The 22077-nt window shown below is 71.8% G+C and carries 19 protein-coding genes; 2 read left to right on the top strand and 17 right to left on the bottom strand.

The annotated features are described in order from the left end of the window. Positions 1-22: 22 nt before the first annotated feature. The 3 genes from AB0K05_RS04270 to AB0K05_RS04260 are packed head-to-tail and all read right to left on the bottom strand — an operon-like array spanning position 23 to position 3193. Entirely contained in the window at positions 23-1621 is a 1599-nt protein-coding gene (locus AB0K05_RS04270) for a polyketide antibiotic transporter (RefSeq protein WP_364226523.1), read from the bottom strand. After that, a complete protein-coding gene (locus tag AB0K05_RS04265) occupies positions 1618-2541 on the bottom strand; it encodes an ABC transporter ATP-binding protein (protein ID WP_364226520.1) in 924 nt (307 codons plus the stop codon). Before AB0K05_RS04265 ends, AB0K05_RS04270 begins: the two co-directional genes overlap by 4 nt. Beyond that, entirely contained in the window at positions 2534-3193 is a 660-nt protein-coding gene (locus AB0K05_RS04260) for a helix-turn-helix domain-containing protein (protein WP_364226517.1), read from the bottom strand. The genes AB0K05_RS04265 and AB0K05_RS04260 overlap by 8 nt, the downstream gene beginning before the upstream one ends. 116 nt (positions 3194-3309) lie before the next feature. Here AB0K05_RS04260 and AB0K05_RS04255 point away from each other — a divergent pair, with 116 nt between their 5' ends. Next, positions 3310-4095, top strand: coding sequence for a TetR/AcrR family transcriptional regulator C-terminal domain-containing protein (locus tag AB0K05_RS04255; protein ID WP_364226514.1), 786 nt, complete (start codon positions 3310-3312; stop codon positions 4093-4095). Positions 4096-4241: 146 nt separating this feature from the next. Here the strand turns inward: AB0K05_RS04255 and AB0K05_RS04250 are convergent, their stop codons facing one another. From AB0K05_RS04250 to AB0K05_RS04190, 13 genes are all read right to left on the bottom strand, one after another. Next, on the bottom strand, positions 4242-5012 hold the full coding sequence (locus AB0K05_RS04250) for a hypothetical protein (protein WP_364226511.1): 771 nt from the start codon (positions 5010-5012) through the stop codon (positions 4242-4244). A 76-nt stretch (positions 5013-5088) separates the two neighbouring features. Beyond that, complete coding sequence (locus AB0K05_RS04245; protein ID WP_148033818.1) at positions 5089-5664, bottom strand: ATP/GTP-binding protein; 576 nt, start codon at positions 5662-5664, stop codon at positions 5089-5091. Further along, a complete protein-coding gene (locus tag AB0K05_RS04240; RefSeq protein ID WP_148033819.1) occupies positions 5645-6007 on the bottom strand; it encodes a DUF742 domain-containing protein in 363 nt (120 codons plus the stop codon). The genes AB0K05_RS04245 and AB0K05_RS04240 overlap by 20 nt, the downstream gene beginning before the upstream one ends. A gap of 27 nt (positions 6008-6034) precedes the next feature. Continuing rightward, positions 6035-6457, bottom strand: a complete 423-nt coding sequence (locus AB0K05_RS04235) for a roadblock/LC7 domain-containing protein (RefSeq protein ID WP_148033820.1) — start codon at positions 6455-6457, stop codon at positions 6035-6037. A 22-nt stretch (positions 6458-6479) separates the two neighbouring features. Further along, positions 6480-9329 (bottom strand): nitrate- and nitrite sensing domain-containing protein, encoded by a 2850-nt coding sequence (locus AB0K05_RS04230; RefSeq protein ID WP_271275877.1) that lies wholly within the window; start codon positions 9327-9329, stop codon positions 6480-6482. Positions 9330-9462: 133 nt separating this feature from the next. After that, a complete protein-coding gene (locus tag AB0K05_RS04225) occupies positions 9463-11688 on the bottom strand; it encodes a [protein-PII] uridylyltransferase (RefSeq protein WP_271275878.1) in 2226 nt (741 codons plus the stop codon). 30 nt (positions 11689-11718) lie between these two features. Further along, entirely contained in the window at positions 11719-12057 is a 339-nt protein-coding gene (locus AB0K05_RS04220; RefSeq protein ID WP_148033823.1) for a P-II family nitrogen regulator, read from the bottom strand. Further along, the gene (locus tag AB0K05_RS04215; RefSeq protein ID WP_148033824.1) at positions 12054-13364 is read right to left on the bottom strand and encodes an ammonium transporter; all 1311 of its coding nucleotides are present in this window, start codon (positions 13362-13364) and stop codon (positions 12054-12056) included. Before AB0K05_RS04215 ends, AB0K05_RS04220 begins: the two co-directional genes overlap by 4 nt. A 176-nt stretch (positions 13365-13540) precedes the next feature. Then, positions 13541-14311, bottom strand: a complete 771-nt coding sequence (locus tag AB0K05_RS04210) for an MOSC domain-containing protein (RefSeq protein ID WP_364226504.1) — start codon at positions 14309-14311, stop codon at positions 13541-13543. A gap of 82 nt (positions 14312-14393) precedes the next feature. Continuing rightward, entirely contained in the window at positions 14394-15335 is a 942-nt protein-coding gene (locus tag AB0K05_RS04205; protein ID WP_148033826.1) for a sigma-70 family RNA polymerase sigma factor, read from the bottom strand. A 103-nt stretch (positions 15336-15438) separates the two neighbouring features. Continuing rightward, positions 15439-16587: an imidazolonepropionase gene (gene hutI / locus AB0K05_RS04200; protein ID WP_271275880.1), complete on the bottom strand. Its 1149-nt coding sequence runs from the start codon at positions 16585-16587 to the stop codon at positions 15439-15441. Next, positions 16584-17906 carry a formimidoylglutamate deiminase gene (locus AB0K05_RS04195; protein WP_271275881.1) on the bottom strand — a complete coding sequence of 441 codons (1323 nt, stop codon included), beginning with the start codon at positions 17904-17906 and terminating at the stop codon, positions 16584-16586. Before AB0K05_RS04195 ends, hutI begins: the two co-directional genes overlap by 4 nt. A 49-nt stretch (positions 17907-17955) precedes the next feature. Next, positions 17956-19473 (bottom strand): allantoate amidohydrolase, encoded by a 1518-nt coding sequence (locus tag AB0K05_RS04190; protein ID WP_364226499.1) that lies wholly within the window; start codon positions 19471-19473, stop codon positions 17956-17958. Between the two features lie 250 nt (positions 19474-19723). Between AB0K05_RS04190 and AB0K05_RS04185 the strand changes: the two genes are divergently transcribed. Further along, positions 19724-21322 carry a hypothetical protein gene (locus AB0K05_RS04185; protein ID WP_364226496.1) on the top strand — a complete coding sequence of 533 codons (1599 nt, stop codon included), beginning with the start codon at positions 19724-19726 and terminating at the stop codon, positions 21320-21322. Positions 21323-21345: 23 nt separating this feature from the next. Here AB0K05_RS04185 and AB0K05_RS04180 read toward each other — a convergent pair whose 3' ends face one another. Next, complete coding sequence (locus AB0K05_RS04180) at positions 21346-22032, bottom strand: SDR family oxidoreductase (RefSeq protein WP_364226493.1); 687 nt, start codon at positions 22030-22032, stop codon at positions 21346-21348. Between the last annotated feature and the right edge of the window lie 45 nt (positions 22033-22077).

Raw genomic sequence — 22077 nt, 5'->3', positions numbered from 1 at the left:
GCCCACAGATCTGCCAGTGGCCTTATCCGAAGTCGCGGCGGCGCAGGGCGAGCACGGCGCCGCCGAGCAACCCCGCCGTGACGGCGAGCAGGGCCAAGGTCGGTTCGAGGCTCATGGACGTGGTGGCGAAGGCGTTGGGGACGTAGTGGAACGGCTCCAGCGGGCTGCCGCCCCACCGCCCGTACAGAGGGCCGGCGACCTGCCCGAGCGCGACGGTCAGGGCCCAGATCGCCCAGCAGATCGCCACGCTCGCCCTCGGCAGCATCGCGTACGCGAGCACGCACACCGCCCCGACGCACCAGGCGGCCGGTACGGCGGCCAGCGCACCGGCCAGGAAGCGGGGCAGGTCGATGGCGAGGTCGCCCACCAGCACCGAGTACAGCGCGCCGAACACGAGCCCGGCGACGGCCATCAGCGCCAACGTGCCGAGCCCGGTCACGACCAGGTGACCGGCCGCCCACCGGAGCCGGGTCACGGGGGTGGCCTGTACGGCCTCCGCGCGGCCTGAGGTCTCCTCCTCGCGCAGCCGCAGTGTCATGAGCACCGGGTAGAGGGCGACGGCGTACGCGATGATCAGGATCATGTACCAGGAGTAGGCGCCGAGCGTCGCGTCGGCGGGCAGGCCGAGGGTCTTGGTGATGGTGTCGACCACGATGCTCGGCCGTGAGAGCAACTCCCGGCCCAGCGGGCTCAGCCCGGCGGCCGCCGCTGCGAAGAACGCGACCCCGGCCGCCCATTTCACCAGCAGGCCGCGGTGCAGCCGCCAGGCCAGGCTGATCGGGCCGCGCAGGTCCGGGGCCGTCGCGCGGCCGAGGCGTTCGGGCAGCATCCCGGCGCCCAGATCGCGGCGGCCGAGCAGGTGGTGGGCGATGGCGAGCAGGATGGCGCCGGTCAGGATCGAGACCCCGAGCATCCACCACCGTTCGCCCTGGTACGCCTGCACCAGATGGCTCCAGCCGAGTGGGGACAGGTACTTCAGCCAGTACTGCGCGCTCGCGTCACCGGCGTAGCGCATCACGTAGGAGGTGGCGAGCACAGTCAGGCCGATCGCCGTGGCCGTACGGGCGTTGCGTGCCAGTTGGGCGGCGACGGCGGCGACTCCGGCGAAGACCCAGCCCGCGACCGTGACGGCGGCCCCGTAGGCGAGCGACCCGATCGGTTCGAGCCCGATCCCGATCAGCGCGACGGCCGTCGACAGCCCGCAGGCCAGGCTGACCCCGGCCGCGACCAGCACGGCGGCGGTCAGTTGGGCGTGGCGGCTCACCACGGCCGAGCGGACCAGCTCGGTCCGGCCCGCGTCCTCCTCCCGGCGAGTGTGCCGGACGACGGACATGACGGCCGCGAACGCGCTCGCGACATAGAGGAATCCGCCGCTGCGCCACGTGGCGAGAACCTCCAGCCGCGGTTCGGCGAATCCGCCGCCGAGCCCTTGGAAGAAGGCGTTGCGGCGGACGAGGTCGACGTAGGCGAGTTTCAGCTCGTAGGTGCCCATGTTCCTGTTGATGTACGCGACCATCACCAGGCCCAGGCTCACGACCAGCAGGATCCACCAGGGGGCGATGGCCCTTTCGCGGCGCAGCGCCAGGTGGACCAGGTGACCGGCGCCGGTGAGCGCGTTCATCGTGCCGCTCCCGCGTGCGGCCCGTCGCTCGCGGCGGTGCGGTCGTAGTGGCGCAGGAACAGCTCCTCAAGGGTGGCGGGCCGGCTGACGAGGCCGCGTACGCCGGCGTCGGTGAGGTGCCTCAGCACCACATCCAGGGCGGCGGTGTCGACGTCGAACCGTACCCGGCCGCTCTCTGCGCGCAGGTCGTGTACGCCGGGCAGGGCGGCCAGCCCGTCCGCCGGCGCCGCCAGGTCGGCCTGAATGGAGGTACGGGTGAGGTGACGCAGGTCGGCCAGGGTGCCGCTCTCCACCGTACGGCCGTCCTTGATGATGGTCACCCGGTCGCACAGGGCTTCCACCTCGGACAGGATGTGACTGGACAGCAGCACGGTCCGGTCTCCGCGGCGCTGCTCCTGACTCACCGTCTCGCGGAAGGCCTCCTCCATCAGGGGGTCCAGGCCGGAGGTGGGCTCGTCGAGGATGAGCAACTCGGCGTCGGAGGCCAGCGCGGCGATCAGGGCGACCTTCTGCCGGTTGCCCTTGGAGTAGGCACGGCTCTTCTTGCGGGGGTCCAGGTCGAAGCGCTCCAGCAGCTCGGCGCGGCGCCGCTGGTCGAGCCCGCCGCGCAGCCGTCCGAGCAGGTCGATCACCTCGCCTCCGGACAGCTGAGGCCACAGGGTGACGTCGCCGGGCACGTAGGCCAGCCTGCGGTGCAGTTCGGTCGCGTCGGCCCACGGATCGCCGCCGAGCAGCCGGGCGGTGCCCGCGTCCACGCGCAGCATGCCGAGCAGGATCCGGATCGTGGTGCTCTTGCCTGCGCCGTTGGGCCCCAGGAAACCGTGCACCTCTCCGGTGCCCACGACGAGGTCGAGGCCGTCCAGCGCGCGGGTGGCGCCGAACGCCTTGACCAGGCCGGTTACCGATATCGCGTCACTCATCAGCATGCTCCTCCGTCGAACGCCGGGTGTTCTCCAGGGCGTCGCGGTACGCGGCGGCCTTCTCCGGGCTGAGCCAGGGGTGGGAGTAGAGATCGAGCAGGGTCACGGCGAGCAGGTCGGCGCCTCCCTCGCTGGACACGTCGACGCCCAGCCCTCGGGACACGTGCTCATGGAGGATCCCGACGGCCAGTGCCATCGCCGTGCCCACCGTCGCCCTGGCCTTACGGTCGGCGAAGGGCGGATCGGAGCGGCGCTCGTCGAGCTCGGCGAGCCACTGCTCGCTCATCTGGACCATCGCGTCGAACACCGGCTCGGCCCGTCCCTCGGTCAGGGCGCGCGCCAGGTATCGCTGGTAGGGCCCGAGAGCCGCCAGGGAGGCACCGACGTAGTTCACGCCGCCGGCGGTCGTGTCGGCGGCGACCTGCTCGTTGATCCTGGTGATCAGCTTGATCAGGTGGGCGTCACACGCCTGGCGCAGCGCCTGCTTGGACCCGAAGTGATGGCGCACCAGCCCCGGGGACACTCCTGCGGCGTCGGCGATCCTCCTGGTCGTCGCCGCCTCGAAGCCGTGCTCCCCGAAGAGCCGCAGGGCCGCGTCCCTGATCCGCGCGCGAGCGGTCAGGTCTTCGGGGTCGGGTCTCGACGTCGTCACGCAATTGTCCAATCATGTAAAAAACTGTTCATTTGAACAGTAGACTATCCAGTCGTATAGCCCTTGAGCAACCTAAGACCCACCGAACATCGACCGTACGGTGTACCGTACGTAGGGTGACCGTGGAGTACAGCGGAAAGGGCGACCCGGCGCGCAGCCTCGCGCTGCTCTGGCGCACCAGCGAGCGCGTCAGCCGCAAGGGCAAGCCCGACCTGAACGTCGACCGGATCGTGCGCGCCGCCATCGGCGTGGCCGACAGCGAAGGGCTGCAGGGGCTTTCCATGCGCCGGGTGGCGGAGAAGCTGGGCGTGGGCACGATGTCCCTCTACACGTACGTGCCGGGCAAGCCCGAGCTGCTCGACGTCATGCTCGACACGGTCTACGGCGAGACGGCCAGGCCGCAGGAGGCGCCCGGCGGCTGGCGGGCCCGGCTGGAGCTGATCGCCCGCGAGAACTGGGCGCTCTACCTGCGCCATCCCTGGCTGCTGCAGGTGGCCGCGAGCCGCCCGGTGCTCGGCCCCAACGTGACCGCCAAGTACGACTACGAGCTGCGCGCGGTCGACGGCATCGGGCTGACCGACGTGGAGATGGACTCGGTGATCACGCTGATCACCGGCTTCGTGCACGGCACGGCCCGGGGCGCGGTGGAGGCCGCCCAGGCGGAGAGCCAGACCGGCATGTCCGACGAGCAGTGGTGGGCCGCGCACGCGCCGTTCTTCAGCCGCATCGCCGACCCGTCACGCTTCCCCACCGCCGCACGGGTCGGCCAGGCCGCCGGCGAGACCCTCGGCGCCGCCTACAGCGCCGACCACGCCTTCGAGTTCGGCCTCCAGCGCGTCCTCGACGGCATCCAAGCCCTCATCGACAACCGCACCCCTCAACCACCCGAAACCCACTCCTGACCTGCAGACCCACCCACGTCCGCCAAGCCCGCGACGCGCCCGGCTCACTGGCAGCACCCCCGAGACCGGCAGCTCCACCGAAGTCGGGGCGCTCAGCGTCCGCCTTGCCTGCGACATCCGCCACGGTGGTGGCGTGCGTCCGTGACTCAGCTTGCCGGGCGTCGTTCCGTGGGTGGTTGCCCGGCGGCGAGCAGGGCTGCGCGGTGACGCTCGGCCGGTGGTTCGGTCCAGGTCAGGCCTGGGCCGTCCTCGGCCAGCAGGCGGAACAGCACGTCACGCAGCAGCGCGCGGGCGGGCATGCCGGGACGCTCGGCACGGAGCTTCTCGTAGCGGTCGAGGACACGGGCCAGGTCGAGCAGCAGCGTGTTGCCCGCGTCGCCGCCCTCGGCCGCGAGGGTGACCGCCAGGCTGCCGGCGCTCTCGTCCGCGAACCGACCGGCGACGCCCTCGGCGCCGTCCGGACAGACGATCTCCCGTACGGCCTCGACGAAGGCGCGCCGGTCCATGCCGTCGACCTCGCCGCTGCCCAGCCAGCCGGGGCGCAGGTGCAGGACGCCCTGCTGCTCGGTGGTCACGCACGCGGTCACCAGCGCGCGCACCGTCTCCTCGGGGTCGTGCAACCCCTCCGGGCCGCGCGCGGCGAACCGGTCCGCGAGCAGGTGCAGGGAGACGAGCCTCGGCGGGTCGTGGACGGCCAGCAGGCCGTGGTCCTCGCGGAGGTGAAGCGGCCCCACCTTGTCCTGGTACGCCCGGAGCCCTTCCAAGAAGGCCACCCGGGCGTCCTCACCCAGCCCGGCCGCCCAGCCCCGCGGGGGCCGCTCGGGAGGCGCCTCCTCAGCGCGGGAGGCGTCGCGTCCGAAGGACCAGACGATCACACCGATGACGGCCAGGCCGCCCGCCAAGGCGATCCACACCATGCACGCCCTCACCATCAATTCCGGAGATATGCAGCGTAGTGTGGGCAAGCCTCATATTTCCGGTAATTCGCGTGACCTAAACCGGCGCCGCTCGGAGCCTGACCACGTGCTCCACCAGCGAGATCAGCGTCGACTTGACCGACTCGCGGTTGCGCGCGTCCGTACGGACGATGGGCACGTGCGGGGAGAGGGCCAGCGCCTCGCGCACCTCGGTGTCGGTGTGCGGGAACTGCCCGTCCCAGCCGTTGATGCCCACGATGAAGGGCAGCTGGGCCTCTTCGAAGTAGTCGATGGCCGGGAAGCTGTCGGCGAGCCGCCGCGTGTCGAGCAGCACCACGGCCCCGATCGCGCCGCGCACCAGGTCGTCCCACATGAACCAGAACCGGTGCTGTCCGGGCGTGCCGAACAGGTAGAGGATGAGGTCCCGGTCCAGGGACACACGGCCGAAGTCCATGGCCACGGTCGTGGTCTGCTTGTTCGGCGTCATGGCGAGGTCGTCGATCCCGGCGGAGGCGTCGGTCATCACCGCCTCGGTGGTCAGCGGGAGGATCTCGGACACCGCCCCCACGAACGTCGTCTTGCCGACGCCGAACCCGCCCGCGACCACGATCTTCGTCGAGGTGAGGCCGGGGCTAGAGCCTGCGAAGTCCACTGAGCACCCTTTCGAGCATGTTGAGGTCTGGCTGTCCCTGTTCGAGGCGTGGCGCGTGGAGGCGGACGAGCCCTTCATCGGACATGTCCGCCACCAGCACGCGGGCCACGCCCAGCGGGACCCGGAGCAGGGCCGAGATCTCGGCGACCGACCGGAACGAGCGACAGAGTTGCATGATCGCATCCTGCTCAGGAGTGAGCATGGCCATCTCGTCGTCCGGTATGGACATCGACGAGATCAACGTCTCCATCGCCAGGTGGTAGCGCGGCTCTGAACGGCCACCGGTCACCGCGTAAGGACGGAACAGGGGCTCTTCGTCCCCGTGCCCGTCACTCCCGTACACGGCCCTGTCCCTCCATGTCCATTCACATCACCGCGTCCTAGCCGCTTGCAGCTCGGCGCGGAGCGCCGGCGTGAGCGCCTGGCCCGCGCGGTCGACGAGCAGCGTCATCTGGTACGCCACCAGCCCCATGTCGCAGTCCGGTCCGGCCAGCACGGTCAGGACCGAGCCGTCGCTGATGGCCATGACGATGAGCAGCCCGCGCTGCATCTCCACCACGGTCTGCGTGACGGCCCCGCCTTCGAACACCCGCGAGGCTCCCACGGTGAGGCTCAGCAGTCCGGCCGACACCGCGGCGAGCTGGTCGGCCCGGTCCGGCGGGAAGCCTTCGGAGGCGGCCAGGCACAGCCCGTCAGCGGATACGACGACCGCGTGCGCGACCCCTGGCGTGTTCCGCACGAAGTCGGTGATCAGCCAGTCGAACCGGTGCGCCTCGTGACTGAGGGTCGTCACTCGCCCTCCTCAGGACGCTCGCTCACTCTTGCTCCTCCTGTTCGCGTACTTCCGCACGACCCCGCCGCACTCCCTGCTGGAAGCTGGCCATCCTGTTGCGCATCCGCTCGGCCGACAGGGGCGGCCTGGGCGGCTGAGCCTCCTGCTGAGGCGCCGGGCGACCGGCCGATCCCGGCACGAGGTTCGCCTTCGGCTTGCGCTTGGGGAGCCCCGCGGAGGTGACGCCGCCCAGGCTCGGGTCGCTCGCGGCGGCCGCCGCCTGCCAACCGGCGTCGGCGGCGTTCCGCCACGCTTCCTCCCCAGAGGGTACGGGCTGTGCGGAACTGTCCTCACTCCCGCCTGCCTCCTGCGCCTGCTCCTCCGGCGGCCGGCGGAACCAGGCCGACTCCACCGCGGCGAAGATCGGCAGGTACTCCTCCCGCTCGGCCTCGATCGGCGAGACGTCCGTCGAGGGCGGCGGCTCGGGCCTGCGCACGTCGTTCGCGGCGTGGCGGGCCGTCGGCGGACCCTCCGGACTCGGGACGTCCGGGTTCGGGAAGTCGGAGCGTCCGGGCTGCCTGCGCGGCAGCTCCTGGCTCGGGAACGAGGGGAAGGATCCGGGCCGCTCCTGGGCGGGCGGCTGGACGGGCGGGTACGAGCCGGGCGCGAACCCCTGCTGGCCGGGGGGCGCGCTCGGGTACGACGGGAACGTCCCCGAGTCGTAGGAGTGACGCGGCGCGTCGGTGTCGGCGCCGAACGGCCCCAGCGCGGGCCGGCCCGCTCCGGAGTCGTAGGAGTCGAGGCTCCCGTGCGAGCGGTAGCCGTTCTGCGCGGGCACCTGCGGCCGGTGCGGCACGGACGTGCTGCCCCCGCCGAACGCGGGCCGCTGCGGCAGCGGCTGCCTGGTGGCGTCCTGGATGAGCGCCGGCGGGATGAGCACCATGGCGATCAGCCCGATGCCCTCGCCCCTGCGCAGCTGCACCCGGATGCCGTGGCGCAGCGCCAGGCGGCCGACCACGAACAGGCCCATGCGCCGGGACACCGACACGTCCACGACCGGGGGCTCGGCCAGGCGGCGGTTGGCCTCGGCCAGCTCCTCCTCGGTCATGCTGATGCCGCTGTCGGTGACCGACAGCAGGGCCCCGCCGCCCTCGATGAGGCTGCTGGAGACGGTGACCTGCGAGTTGCTGGGCGAGAACTGCAGCGCGTTCTCCACCAGCTCGGCCACCAGGTGGACCAGGTCGTTGGCGACGCTGCCGAGCACCGAGGTGGCGCGGTGCACCTTGACCTGCACGCGCTCGTACCCCTCGACCTCCGACAGCGCGGCGCGCACCACGTCGACCAGCTTGGCCGGCTGGCTCCGCCGGCGGGTGGGCTCGTGGCCGGCGAGGACCAGCAGGTTCTCGGAGTTGCGGCGCATGCGGGTGGCCAGGTGGTCGAGCTTGAACAGGTCGGCCAGCCGGCCGCCGTCCTGCTCGCCCTTCTCCAGGCCGTCGATCAGCGAGATCTGCCGTTCGACCAGCGTCTGGGTGCGGCGCGAGAGGTTGACGAACATCGCGCTGATGTTGCCGCGCAGCTCGGCCTCCTCGCCCGCCAGCCGCACCGCCTGGCGGTGCACCTGGTCGAAGGCGCGGGCCACCTCGCCGATCTCGTCGTTGCCCGCGACGTCGATCGGGCGTACATCGGGGGCGGTGGTCTCGCCGGAGACCCGCAGCTGGCGGACCACGTCCGGCAAGCGGAACCCGGCGATCTCCAGCGCTTCCGTGCGCAGGCGGCGCAGCGGCGTGACCATCGAGCGGGCGATGGCGACGGTGAGCAGCAGCACGATCAGGAGCAGCCCGACGATCAGCGTGCCGACGATGATCGCGTCGCGGACCTCGGAGTCGCGCAGCTCCTGCGACCGCAGCGCCACCTGCTCGCCCAGCGAGCTCTCGACCGAGACGAGCGCGGCGATGACCTTGGCGTTGTCCTCGAACCACTGGTCCGGCGGCGCCGTGTCGGGGTTCGTCGAGGCGAGCAGGTTGTCCCTGATCCGGACGCCAGGCGCGCGGCCGCTGGCCAGCGTGACGGCCCGGGACTTGGTCAGCTCACTGTTGTAGTACTCGGGGATGGTCAGCGCGCGCTGCAGCTCCATGCCGGTCACGGCGCCGGCCTCCTGCGTCACGACCTGGATCTGGTTGCGCTGGGCGGCGTTCGCCGCGATGAACCGCTCGACTTCCTTGGCGTCCACGCTCTCGGCGTTGTAGTAGCCGCGCAGGAGCTGGACGCGCTGGCGGGAGACCTGTTCCTTGGCCCTGGTCAGGGCGCTCAGGGCGCGGAACCGGCCGACGATCTCGGGGTCCTCGCTGAGCAGGCTCAGCTCGTCGTGCAGGCGGAGCAGGGTGTCGAGCACCGTGTCGTACCGGGTGGTGTCGCGCTGGCCCTCGGCCCTGGTCCTGGGCAGGTTGTCCAGGTCGATGTGGGCGCGGGCGACGACGTCGGTGACGCGGTCGCCGTAGGACTCGTCCATCGCGCCGAGGTCCGCCTTCACCGCCCTGACGAGCCGGTCGACCTCCGCCTTGCGCTCCTCGTACGGCTTCTCCAGCCGCTTGCGCTGGGTCCGGGCGGCGTTGTGCCAGCCGCCGGTGTCACGCTCCAGCCCGAGGGCCTGCACCAGATCGCGGATCCGCCCGGCCTGCTCGGCCGCGACGGCCGTGCGGTCGAAGGCGGCGACACTCTGGACGGACTCCACCACGCGCGCTCCCCCGAGCACGACGCCGGCGATGGTGGGAACCAGGACGAGTGCGGTCAACCGCCATCTCACTCGCCAGTTGCGCAGCGCGAGCCGAGGCAGTGCCCGCTTGGCGCGTTCACGCCTGGCGGCGAAGCCGCCGTCGGAGTTCCCCGTAGTCACTGCTCCTGCTACCCCTCAATCATCCCGATCCCATGCGGTCATCAGGCCGTCCACAAGGTATCCGCAGCATCTGACGTAACGCACAAACCGGACACAATCGTTACAAATGTGACCGCGTGTCGTGTGCTGTCGGTTATCGCAGTGCGGCAAGCACGGCGTCGCGGACCTGGTTGCGTTGAGTGCTGTCGCTGAGGGGGCGTCCAGCACGGTCGACCACGTAGAACACGTCCACCGCCTCCGCGCCGAGAGTCTCTACGCGAGCGGCTCTCACGTCAAGACCACAGTCGCCGAAGGCGCGGCCGATACGCCACAGAAGTCCGGGCTTGTCATGTGCCCTGACCTCGACCACGGTGGCGGTGGCGGAGGCGTCGTCCACCAGCGTCACCTTGGGCGGCGCGACCGGCACCCGGGCCGGCCTCATCGACCGCGTACGGCGGGCCAGTCTTTGCTCGATGTCAAGACGCCCGGCAAGCACCAGGCGGAGATCGGCTTCCAGGGTCGCAGGATCCGGCGGCGAGCCGTACTCGGGGATGACGGAGAACTCGATCACGGCGGTGGCGCCGGCGGAGGCGGCCGAGGCGGAGCGCACCACGAGCCGGTGCGCGGCCAGCACCCCGGCGGCGCTCCACAGCAGGCCGGCCCGGTCGGGCGCGACCACCGTCACCGCGCCGCCGTTGACCCGCACCGCACCGCCGCCGTGGCGGGCCAGCGCGGCCTGCTCGGGCGAGAGCGAGGGCGCCTTGGGCGGCGGCGAGCCGGACAGCACCGAGCGCACCCTGCGTACGAGGTCGGCGACGAGGCCGGCCTTCCAGGCGTTCCACGCGGCCGGGCCGGTGGCGTTGCCGTCGGCGACGGCCAGCGCCGCCAGCAGTTCCAGCACCTCGCGGGAGCCCACGGTGGCGGCGACCTTCTCGATCGTGACGGGATCGTCCAGGTCGCGCCGGGTGGCGGTCTCGGGCAGCAGCAGATGGTGGCGGACCACCGTGGCCAGGACGTCGACGTCCCGGGGCGGCAGGCCGATGCGGACGCCGATGTCGCGCACCACGACCTCGCCGGTCGAGGAGTGGTCGCCGGGCCAGCCCTTGCCGATGTCGTGCAGCAGCGCCGAGATCAGCAGCAGGTCGGGGCGCGAGACCTCACGGGTGTGACCGGCGGCGTTCGCGGCCGCCTCGATCAGGTGGCGGTCGACGGTGAAGCGGTGGATCGGGTTGCGCTGCGGACGGTGCCGCACCCGCTCCCAGTCAGGGAGGAGTTTGACAATGATCCCCGCCTGGTCCAGCTCCTCCCACACGGGCACGGCCGCGCGTCCCGCGCCGAGGATCGACACCAGCGCGTCCCGTGCCTCCTCCGGCCACGGCACCGGCATCGGCGCCGATTGAGCTGCGAGAACGGACACGGAGGCGGGAGCCAGCGGCAGGCCGGACTCGGCCGCCGCGGCGGCGGCGCGCAGCACCAGCACCGGGTCCTTGCGGGGCGAGACGCCCCTGGCGAGCACCACCTCGCCGCCGTGCTCGACCACCCCGTCGGCGAGCGGGCGGCGGCCACGGGGGGCCGGCCCTGACAGCAGCCTGTCAACCGTGCGCCAGGTCGCGTCGAACGCGTGGGAGATCGTCCGGCCCGCCTCGGCGAGCCTGCGCATGACCGCCTCGGCGTCGAGCAGGCCGAGGAGTCCGGCGACCGCGTCCTGCTCCTGCAGCACGAGCCTGTCGGTGCCGCGCGCGGTGACGACGTGGAGGGCGTGCCTGACGTCGAGGACGAACTCGTGGGCCTCACGCGCCCGGGGTCCGGGCGCGGAGGCCACCCAGGCCGCTGCCACGGCCTGCATCGCCTGGACGTCGCGGAGCCCGCCGCGGCCGTCCTTGAGGTCCGGTTCGAGGAGGAAGGCCAGCTCTCCGCTGGTCTGGGCCCGCTGGTCGGCCGCGTCGCGCAGCTCGCCCAGCCTGCGCCGGGAGTCGGCCCGCCACTCGGCGAGCACCGCCTCCCTGGCCCTCCTCGTCAGGTCCGGGTCACCCGCCACGTGCCGGGCCTGGATGAGGCCCAGCACGGCCTTGAGATCCTCGCGGGCCACCGCCACGGCCTCGTCCACGGTCCGGACGGAGTGGTCGAGGCCGATGGCGGAGTCCCAGACGGGGTACCAGATGCGGTCGGCTATCCGGCCGACGTCCGATCGGCCGTTGTGGAGCAGGACGAGGTCCAGGTCGCTGCCCGGGGCGAGTTCGCCCCGCCCGAGGCTGCCGACCGCGACCAGGGAGACGTGCTCTCCGTCGCTCGCCGTGCGGAAGAGATCCTTGAGCCAGCGATCGGTGTCGGCGGTCCGCTCCTTGCGGGCCGCGGCGTACGAGCGCGCCTCATCCCTCACTGTTCCCCCTGCTCCACCCAGGCGCCGTCGTCAGAGGGCCTCCGGCCCGCGCTCGCCCGTCCGCACCCGGATCACGGTGTCGACGGGGACCGACCACACCTTGCCGTCGCCGATCTTGCCGGTCTGCGCCGCCTTGACGATGACGTCGATGACGTCCTCGGCGTCGTCCTCCTCGGTCAGGACCTCCACGCGGACCTTGGGCACCAGGTCCACCTGGTACTCGGCGCCGCGGTAGACCTCGGTGTGGCCGCGCTGGCGGCCGTAGCCGCTCGCCTCGCTGACGGTCATGCCCTTGATGCCGAACTGCTCCAGGGCGGCCTTCACGTCATCGAGCTTGAACGGCTTGATGACGGCTGTGATGAGCCTCATGCTTCCACCTTCTTGGGAGCCGGGGTGACGGGGCCGTTGGGGGAGGTCACGCCCGAGGCGTGCACGGTGCCGAGGTCGTAACCGGTCTCGGCGTGGGTGGTGACGTCGATGCCGGTGACCTCGTCCTCGACCGGGATCCGGAAGCCCATCGTCTTGTGGATGACCGTGCCGATGACCCAGGTGACCACGAACGAGTAGAGACCGACCGCGACCGGGCCGAGCACCTGCAGGCCCAGCTGACCGAGCCCGCCGCCGTAGAACAGGCCCAGGCCCTGCGCGTCGGTGGCCGGGTAGGCGGCCACGAAGCCCAGCGCGACCGCGCCGATCACGCCGCCGACCAGGTGCACGCCGACCACGTCGAGCGAGTCGTCGTAGTTGAGCTTGTACTTCAGGCCGACCGCGAAGGCACAGACGGCGCCGGCGACGAGGCCGATGAGCGCGGCAGCCCAGGGGTCGACGAATCCACAGGCCGGGGTGATGGCGACCAGGCCGCTGACCGCGCCGGAGGCGACGCCGAGGCTGGTCGCGTGGCCGTCGCGGAGCTTCTCCACCACGATCCAGGCGCCGGCCGCGATGGCGGTGGCGAGCTGGGTGTTCATGAAGGCCAGACCGGCGATGCCGTCCACGATGAGCTCGGAGCCGGCGTTGAAGCCGAACCAGCCGAACCACAGCATGGCCGCGCCGAGCAGCACGAGCGTGAGGTTGTGCGGCCGCATCGGCTCCTTGCGCCAGCCCTGCCGCTTGCCGATGACCAGTGCCAGGGCGAGAGCCGCGGCGCCGGCGTTGATGTGCACGACGGTGCCGCCGGCGAAGTCCTCGATGCCCATCGAGTTGAGCCAGCCGCCGCCCCAGACCCAGTGGGCGACCGGGAAGTAGACGATCGTCGCCCAGACCGCCGCGAACAGCACCCAGGCGCCGAACTTCGCCCGGTCCGCGATCGCGCCGCTGATCAGCGCGACGGTGATGATGGCGAACGTCAGCTGGAAGGCCGAGAAGACGAGGCTCGGCATGCCGGAGCCGTCGTCAGCCGTGGCCGTGTCGACGAGGCTCTGCAGACCGAGCGCGTCGAACCCGCCGACGAAGTTGTTGATCGCCGAGACGGGGTTCTCGGTGAAGGCGAGGGAGTGACCGTAGAACAGCCAGAGTACGGTGACGACGATGATCGCGGCGAACGACATCATCATCATGTTCAGGACGCTCTTGGCCCTGGTCATCCCGCCGTAGAACAGCGCGAGACCGGGGGTCATCAAGAGCACGAGCGCGGTGGCGGTGAGCATCCAGGCCGTGGTGCCGGTATCGATCTGCACGACGCGACCCTCCTTTGGTGTGACGTGATCGCCCCAGCGTGTTCGGCCCCCGTTTCGGGGCTCGACCTGGTGTGTTTCACGTTCGTGAATCTCGCCACACGGGTGTTTCGGGAGAGTTTCGGTCACCTCACGACCGGTATTCGGGAACTTTCCGGTCGCTTCCCGGCGTGTCGCGCTCAGCCCGCCGGGCGCAGCCGTACCGGGTCGCCGGTCACGATGGCGCCGGGGCGCAGCACCCGCGCGTACACGCCCGCGCACGGCTCGGATCCCAGGCCGGGGATGTCGACGCGGTTGTGCCGGGCCACCGTGCGCAGCGCGTCGGGATCGCGCGGCGACTCGCCGTGCGCCAGCGTCGGCACCGCGCAGCGCGGGGTGGGGATGACGATCTGGAGGACCAGCTCGTCGCCGATCTCCAGCTCGCGGCCCACCCAGCCGTTCTCCACGAACCCGGGCTCGTCCGTCCCGATCACCAGGTTGGGCCGGTAGCGCACGGCCTCCACCGTCCCTCGCGGGCTGAGCTCGCCGATCGCGGCCAGCGTCGACGTGGTCATCAGGTGGACGGGCGCGAAGTCGAAGAACGTGCCCGGCGGGGCGATCCCGCCCACCTGGCTGACCGTGAACGCCACGTCGGCCTCGACGCCCTTGCCCAGCACCTCCTCAGGCACCGACCGTTCCAGCTCCGCGCCGGCCGGCGGCACGTCCACCACGCGGACCTCCCGGCCCAGCAGCTCCGACAGCTCCTCGTCCCCGGGGACCGCGCTGCCGTGCAGGGCCAGCAGGCCGCGCCAGAGCCGCGGGTTCTTGGCGCTGGCGATCTTTCCCGTCGCGACGTCGAGCACGGCCCTGACCCGGTCGCCGTCCAGCCCTCGCTCGGTCACCCGTACGCCGGAAACGTCCTCACCCAGCAGCGACTTCACCGGATAACGACGGATTGTCTTCACGATCATGACCCTGAGCCTACGGTCCTCCTGCGGCCGGACAAGCGGCGAGGCCGGCCCCCGTCGGGGAACCGGCCTCGTGGAAGCCTTGTCAGGCGGCGGCGTCGGCCATGCGGCGCAGCCGCGCCAGCGCGTCGCGCTCGATCCGTCGGGCGCGGTCACGCCCGATGCCGTAACGCTCGCCCACCTCGGTGAGCGTGTGCTCGCGCCCGTCGACCAGCCCGTAACGCCAGCGCAACATGTCGCGCGTGTCGCCCTCCAGCCCGGTCAGCCACTCGTCGAGCCGCTCACGCTCCAGGATGTCGATCGCCTGCTGCTCGGGGTCGGCCCAGGTCTCGTCGGCGATCATGTCGCCCAGCTCGGTCTCGTCCTCGTCGCCCACGCCCAGCTGCAGCGACACCGGGTCGGACGCCCAACGGCGCAGCTCCCGTACGCGCTCGACGGGCAGCTCCAGAATCTGCGCGAGGTCCTCGTCGGTCGGCTCGGCGTCGAACTCCGCCAGCATGTCGCGGCGCACCCGCATCAGCCGGGTCATCTGCTCCCCCGCGTGCGTGGGCAGCCGCACGGGCCTGGCCTGCTCGTGGATGGCCCGCCCCACCGACTGCCTGATCCACCACGTGGCGTAGGTGGAGAACTTGTATCCACGCTTGTAGTCGAACTTCTCGACCGCCCGCACCAGCCCGAGGTTGCCCTCCTGGACCAGGTCGATGAGGGGCATCCCGCGCCCCGAGTACTTGCGGGCCACGGCCACCACCAGGCGCAGGTTGGCCTGGATGAACTCGTCCTTCGCCCGCTGGCCCGAGACCGCCAGGCGCTCCAGCTCCTCGTCCGCCGTGTCACCGATCCGCGGCTCCGACCCCCCACTGTCGAGCAGCTGTTCGGCGAAAAGACCCGCCTCGATCCGTTTGGCGAGCTCCACCTCTTCCTCCGCGGTGAGCAGCGGGACCCTGCCGATCTCAGCCAGGTAGGTCCCCAGTAGATCTCGGTCCGCGACGTGCTGCTCCTGCGCGCGACTCCCCGTAGGCCTTGCCATCCCCAGGCACCTCGTTCCGCAGCTGCGTTCTATACCCGGCCAACGTCCGAACGGAAGCAAAGATTCCCAAAAGAACTACGACCACGGGAGGGTTCTGGATGTCCTACTCAAGAAGGAGACCGCCGCGGAACACCTGGTGAACGAGGGGAACGCCGGGCCGGTAGGCGAGGTGGACGTAGGAGGGAGCGTCGAGGACGACGAGGTCGGCGCGGCTGTCCGGCCGCAGCAAGCCTACGTCCGTCCTGGCGAGTGCGCGCGCCCCGCCCGCGGTGGCCGCCCTGATCGCCTCCAGCGGCGTCATCCGCATCTCCCGCACGGCGAGCGCCACACAGAACGGCATCGACGAGGTGTACGAGGAGCCCGGGTTGCAGTCGGTGGCCAGCGCGACGCTCACCCCCGCGTCGATCAGCCTCCTGGCGTCGGGGTACGGGGAGCGGGTGGAGAACTCGGCCCCGGGCAGCAGCGTCGCGACCGTGCCCGACGAGGCGAGCGCGTCCACGTCGGCGCTGGTCAGGTGGGTGCAGTGGTCGGCCGACGCGGCGCCCAGCTCGCACGCGATCCGCACCCCAGGGCCCTCGCCGAGCTGGCCGGCGTGCACCCTGGCGCGCAGCCCCGCCTTCATGCCGGCGGTGAGGATCTCCCTGGTCTGGTCTCCGTCGAACGCGCCGCGCTCGCAGAACACGTCCACCCATCTCGCGTACGGTGCGCACGCCCGGAGCATGTCGCCGGTGACGAGCCGCACGTACGCGTCGGGATCGGCGCCGGCGGGCACCACGTGCGCGCCCAGGAACGTGGTCTCGTCGGTGAGCGTCGTGGCGATCTCCAGCGAGCGGCGCTCGTCCTCGACGGTCAGCCCGTAGCCGCTCTTGATCTCCACGGTGGTGGTGCCCTGCGCGTTCATCTCGGCCACCAGCGCGGCGGCGCGGACGGCCAGCTCGGCGTCGCTCGCGGCGCGGGTGGCGGCGACCGTGGTGCGGATGCCGCCGCCGGTGTACCTCTCGCCGGACATCCGGGCCTGGAACTCGGCCGTCCGGTCGCCCGCGAACACCAGGTGCGCGTGGCTGTCGACGAACCCGGGCACGACGCCCCGGCCCGCGACGTCCACCCGCGCGTCGGCGTCGGGGGCCTGCCCGGCCTCGCCCGTCCAGGCGACCAGGCCGTCCTCGATCACCAGGGCGGCGCCCTCGATCTCCTCACGCTCCGGGTCGCCCGTGTAGAGCAGCCCGATCCCGTCGATCAGCGTCGTGGTCACCGCAACTCCTCCATCGCCTCGGCCAGCAGCGCGCCCGCGTCGCCGAGCACGTGCCTGCCCTCGTCCACGATCCGGCGGCCGCCCGAGATCACCGTGCGCACGTCGGCCGCCGTCGCCGCGAACGCCACCGCCTCCAGCCCGGACGCGCCCGCCGTCCGTACCGTGTCCATCCGTACCGTCACCAGGTCGGCCCAGGCGCCCGGCACCAGCAGCCCCGCGTCCGGGAAGCCGAGCGAGGTGTGGCCCGCGGCGGTGGCGGCGCCCAGCAGCTCGGCGGCGGACCAGTGGCCGCGCCGCTCGGTGGCGAGCCGCGCGTTCAGCTCGACGGCGCGCGCCTCCTCGAACAGGTCGATCACCGCGTGGCTGTCGGAGCCGAGCGTCATCGGCGACCCGCGGTCGAACACCTCGCGCGCCGGCCCGATCCCGTCGGCCAGCTCCCGCTCGGTCGTCGGGCACATGCACAGATGGGTGCGCGAGCTGCCGAGCAGCTCGATGTCCGCCTCCGACAGATGGGTGGCGTGCACGGCCGTCGAGCGCGGGCCCAGCGCCCCGTGCTCGTGCAGCACCCGCGCGGGCGAGGCCGCGTACGCCGCCTCGCACGCGGCGTTCTCGGCCCGCTGCTCGGAGACGTGCGCGTGCAGCGGCGCGGCGTGCCGGTGGGAGAACTCCACCACCACCGGCATCTGCTCGGGCGGCACGGCGCGCACCGAGTGGATCGCCGCGCCGATCCGCACGCCCGGCGCTCCCCCGTACGCGGCGGCCAGCTCCTCCGCCCGCGCCGCCCACCCGCCGGCGTCGCCGTCGCCGAACCGCAGCTGCGTGCCCGCCAGCGCGACGCCGGGACCGCCGGACACGTAGCAGGCGTCGATCAGCGCGATGCGCAGCCCCGCCTCGCGGGCCGCCGTGATCAGCGCGTGCCCCATCGCGTTGCGGTCCTCGTACGGGGTCCCGCCGGGGCCATGGTGCAGGTAGTGGAACTCGCCCACGCAGGTGACCCCGGCCAGCGCCATCTCGGCGTACACCGCCCGCGCCAGCCTCAGGTAGGCATCGGGATCGAGCCGGTCGGCGACCTCGTACATACGGTCACGCCAGGTCCAGAAGTCGCCCCGGCCCTTCTGCGTGGCGGCGCGCAACGCCCGGTGGAAGGCGTGGGAGTGCGCGTTGGCCAGCCCGGGAATCGTCAGCCCCGCCAGGCGCCGTGCCCCGCCGGGCTCGCCCCTGGTGACACCGGCGATCCTCGCCCCCTCGACCTCCACCAGCACGCCGTCGACCACGCCTTCGGGCAGCCACGCCTGCTCACACCAGTAGATCAGCGACACAGCTCCTCCGCCACGTCATCAGCCGGACCATCCGGGAACCACCGGTGATTCAGCGGCACAACTCCTCCAGCACGTCGGCGAGCGCGATCACACCCGCCCGGCAGTCTGCCTCCTCGGCATGCTCTTCCGGCGAGTGGGACACGCCGGTGGGGTTCCGTACGAACAGCATCGCGGCGGGCACCCCCGCGGCGGCGAGGATCCCGGCATCATGCCCGGCCCCGGTCGCCAGCACCGGCACCTCCCCCGCCGCCCTCGCGACCCGCTCCCGCAACCCCCGCTCGAACTCCACAAGCGGCGTCCACGACTCCTCCCGCACCTCCACCACACGCCCACCGGAAAAACTCCCACCCCGCCCGGGAGACCCCTCACCCCCTCCAGAGAGGTTCGCGCCCCCTCCGGCCGAGACTTCGCCCCCTCCAGGGAAACTCGCGCTCGCGCGAGAACTCGCGCTACCCCCGCGAAAACCCCCGCTTCCCGAGGGGTCAGCGCCACCTCCCGAAGGGACCCCTCCCCCTTCGGGGAAAGTCATGTTCGCGCGAGAACTCGCGCTCTCCCCGGGAAAACCCCCGCCTCCGGAGGGGTTCACGCCCCGTCCGGGACGGATCTCTCCCTCTCCGGGAATCCCTCCCGAGGGGCCCTCGCTTCTTTCCCCGGAGGTGGTGCCGGGTGGGGTGTCGTCGGTGAGCTGGTCGTACAGGTCTCGGACGAGGGCGCGGACGCTTGCCTCGGTGGGCCCGCGGGCGTCGAGCCAGGCGGCGACGTGGCCCGGGATGGCGTTGGCGTTGTTGGGGGTGACCAGGACCTTGCCGACGGTGGCCAGCGCCTCGTGACGGGCGGCGGCCGAGCGGGCGGACAGCACCAGGCGGGCCAGCAGGAGCATCGGGTCGTCGCGGTCCGTCAGCCGCGTGGTGCCCGCGTGGTCGGCCCGCCCGCGGAGGTCGAACCGCCACCGCCCGTGCGGCCAGATCGAGAGCCCCGCCCCGACGGGCCGGTCCAGCGCCGCCAGCGCCCTGCCCTGCTCGACGTGGAGCTCGACGAACGCCCCCACGGTGGCCAGCGTCTCCGGGTCGGGCCCGAGCCCGCGCGGGTCGCGTCCCGCCCTGGTGAGCACGTCGGCCAGGGTGTCGCCACGGTCGTCGGTCAGCCCGAGCGCCTGCTCCGGCGCCAGCACCCCGGTGAGCAGCCGCGACCCCACGCACGGCACACCGAACCTGGCGCCCTCCTCGTCGGTGAAACACGCGACCCCGACGGGCCGCCCCGGCCGGAACCCCCGTTCGCGCAGCAGGTCGAGGGCGGCGAAGGCGGACACCACACCCAGCGGCCCGTCGTACGCCCCGCCCTGGCGGACGGAGTCGAGGTGGCTCCCGGCGACCACGCCCGGCTCCCCGGACGGGTCGCCCCACCAGGCCCACAGGTTGCCGTTGCGGTCCTCGTTCAGATCCAGCCCCCTGCGCGCCGACTCGCCGGCGAACCAGCCGCGCAGTTCGAGATCCGCGTCGGACCAGGCGTCCCGGACATAGCCGCCGGTGGCGGGGTCGCGCCCCACGTGCGCGAGTGCGTCGAGCATGAACACACTCTAGTGAATGGATCCATTCAGCCTCGCCACCCCGGGCTGTTCGTCCAGCCGGATCAGACGAATCAGAACGGCGAAGCCGTCGTCGGCTCCCGGCCAGCGGCGACGAACCACGGCAAGCCGACCACGATCCGTCATCCTCGCTCGCCTACGGCGCGTTTCCTCGGCGATCGCGCTGAACGGGCGGACCGTCGCACTTGAACCTTCTCCGGACGCAGCGCAGGAGTGATGACAGTATGTGGCCATGCGCCCACTCAGAGCGAAAACCTTCAACACCGCAGGTCCGTGTGATCCCCGGCTCCACTACATGGTGCCGCCGACTCCGCGGCTCCCCCAGGCGCGGGCGCTGATCGACATGGACCGCTACTTCGTGGTCCACGCGCCCCGGCAGACCGGCAAGACGACGGGTCTGCGCACCCTGGCGTCCGAGTTGACGGCCGAAGGCGACATCGCGGCCCTGGCGTTCTCCTGCGAGCGCGCCAAGGTGGCCGGTGACGACGTCGGCTGGGGAGAGTCGATCCTGCTGCAATCCATCCGTGAGGCCGCCGAGCGGTCGGGCTGGCCGAAGAAACTGCTCCCGCCGGACCCTTGGCCGGAGGCCACGCCGGGCACCCTATTCGGTACGGGCCTGAGCGAGTGGTGCCGCCGCAGTCCGCGCCGGGTGGTGCTGTTCTTCGACGAGATCGACGCGCTGCAGGGCAACAGCCTGGTCAGCTTCCTCTGCCAGCTCAGGGACGGTCACAACGCCCGCCCGGACGGGCACCCGTTCCCCTCTTCTGTGATCCTGTGCGGGCTGCGCGACGTGCGTGACTACAAGACCGCCGTGGGCGCAGACCCGGGCCGGTGCAATCCCACCAGCCCGTTCAACATCGTCACCAAGTCGCTGCGCCTGGGCGACTTCACCGCCGGCCAGATCGGCGAGCTGTACGACCAGCACACCGAGGCGACCGGACAGGAGTTCACCAAGGACGCGGTGGACCGGGTATTCGAGCTGACGCAAGGACAGCCGTGGCTGGTCAACGCCGTGGCCCACGAGATCACCTTCGAGATGGGGGTGACCGGCACCGTCACCGCCGGGCACGTGGAAGACGCCAAGGAACGGTTGATAAGGGCGCGTGCCACCCATCTGGACGCCCTCGTCGCGCGGCTGTACGAACCGCGGGTGGAACGGGTGATCGAACCGATCGTGGCGGGAACGTGGCCCGGCACGGACACCTCTTTCGACGACGACGTCTCCTACGTTCACGATCTGGGCCTCATCCGGGGGACCCAAGATCTGGAGATCGCCAACCCGATCTATCGGGAGGTTCTGCTACGGGTCCTGGGCGACCGTACGGAGCGGTTCGTGAAGGCCGATCCGCGTAGCTTCGTGCTGCCGGACGGCCGGTTCGACCTGCAGCGGCTGCTGCGGGAGTTCGTCGTGTTCTGGCGCGAGCACGGCGAGGTGCTCATCCGGCAGGAGGGCTACCACGAGGCCGCCTGCCAGATCATCCTCATGGCCTTCCTGCACCGGCTGGTCAACGGCGGCGGCCAGCTCGACCGGGAGTACGCCGCGGGCACCAAGCGCCTGGACGTGCTCGTCCGCTGGCCCTACACCGGCCCGGACGGCGAACGCCTGGTGCAGCGCGAGGCCATGGAGCTGAAGGTCTGGCGGGCCGGCAAGGACGACCCGCTGCCCGACGGTCTCGTACAGCTCGACGGGTACCTCGACCGGCTCAGCCTCACCACCGGCGTGCTCGTGATCTTCGACAGGCGCCCGGAAGCCCCGGCGTGGAAGGAGCGGGGGAGTTTCACGCAGGCGACCACGCCGTCCGGTCGCCAGGTCACCGTTCTCCGTGGATAGCGCGGGAAGGGCCTGGAGGGGGGTCAGGTGACCGGGCCCCCGCTCGGCCGGATGGTCAGCTCGGTGAGGTGCGCGTCCGGCCCGGCGGTGACCGCCGCCAGCACCGCACGGGCCACGGTGTCCGCGGCGAGGTAACGGTCGGGCTGGTAGTCGCCGCCCTCCTGCTCGCGCACGCTCCGCTGCATGTCGGTGTCGATCCGGCCCGGGTAGACCGTGGTCACCCGCAGCTCCGGCTCCTCCTGCCGGAGCGCGTCGGCGAACGCCCGCAGCGCGAACTTGCTGGCCGCGTACGCCCCCCAGCCCGGGTTGGCCCGCTGGCCGGCCCCGGAGTTGACGCACACCACGTGGCCGCCGGCCCGTCGCAGCGCGGGCAGCAGCAGCCGGGTCAGCTCGGCCACCGCGAACAGGTTGAGCTCCATGGTGTCGCGCCACACCGAGGCGGGCAGCTCGCCGATCCGGCCCAGCCGGGTGACGCCCGCGCTGTGCACGAGCACGTCGAGCCGGTCGACGTCCGCCACGTCCGCCTCGGTGACCTGGGTCAGCTCCACCGGCCACGCCCGTGCGCCGGGCAACCCGGCCGCGACCTCGTCCAGCGCCTCGGTGTCGCGCCCGCCGAGCAGGACGTCGTGGGTCGGGGCGAGAGCGCGCGCGACGGCCGCGCCCACGCCGCGGGAGGCGCCCGTGATCAGGGCCCTGGGTCGTTCACTCATGGACAGCAGCTTTTCACGGTTGACAGTCATTCAAATTTGAGTACA

It is taken from the genome of Nonomuraea sp. NPDC049486 (genome assembly GCF_040676925.1).
GTDB lineage: Bacteria > Actinomycetota > Actinomycetes > Streptosporangiales > Streptosporangiaceae > Nonomuraea > Nonomuraea ferruginea.
Note: the sequence above shows the minus strand (reverse complement) of the source record. Positions and strands in the feature narration are given on the sequence as shown.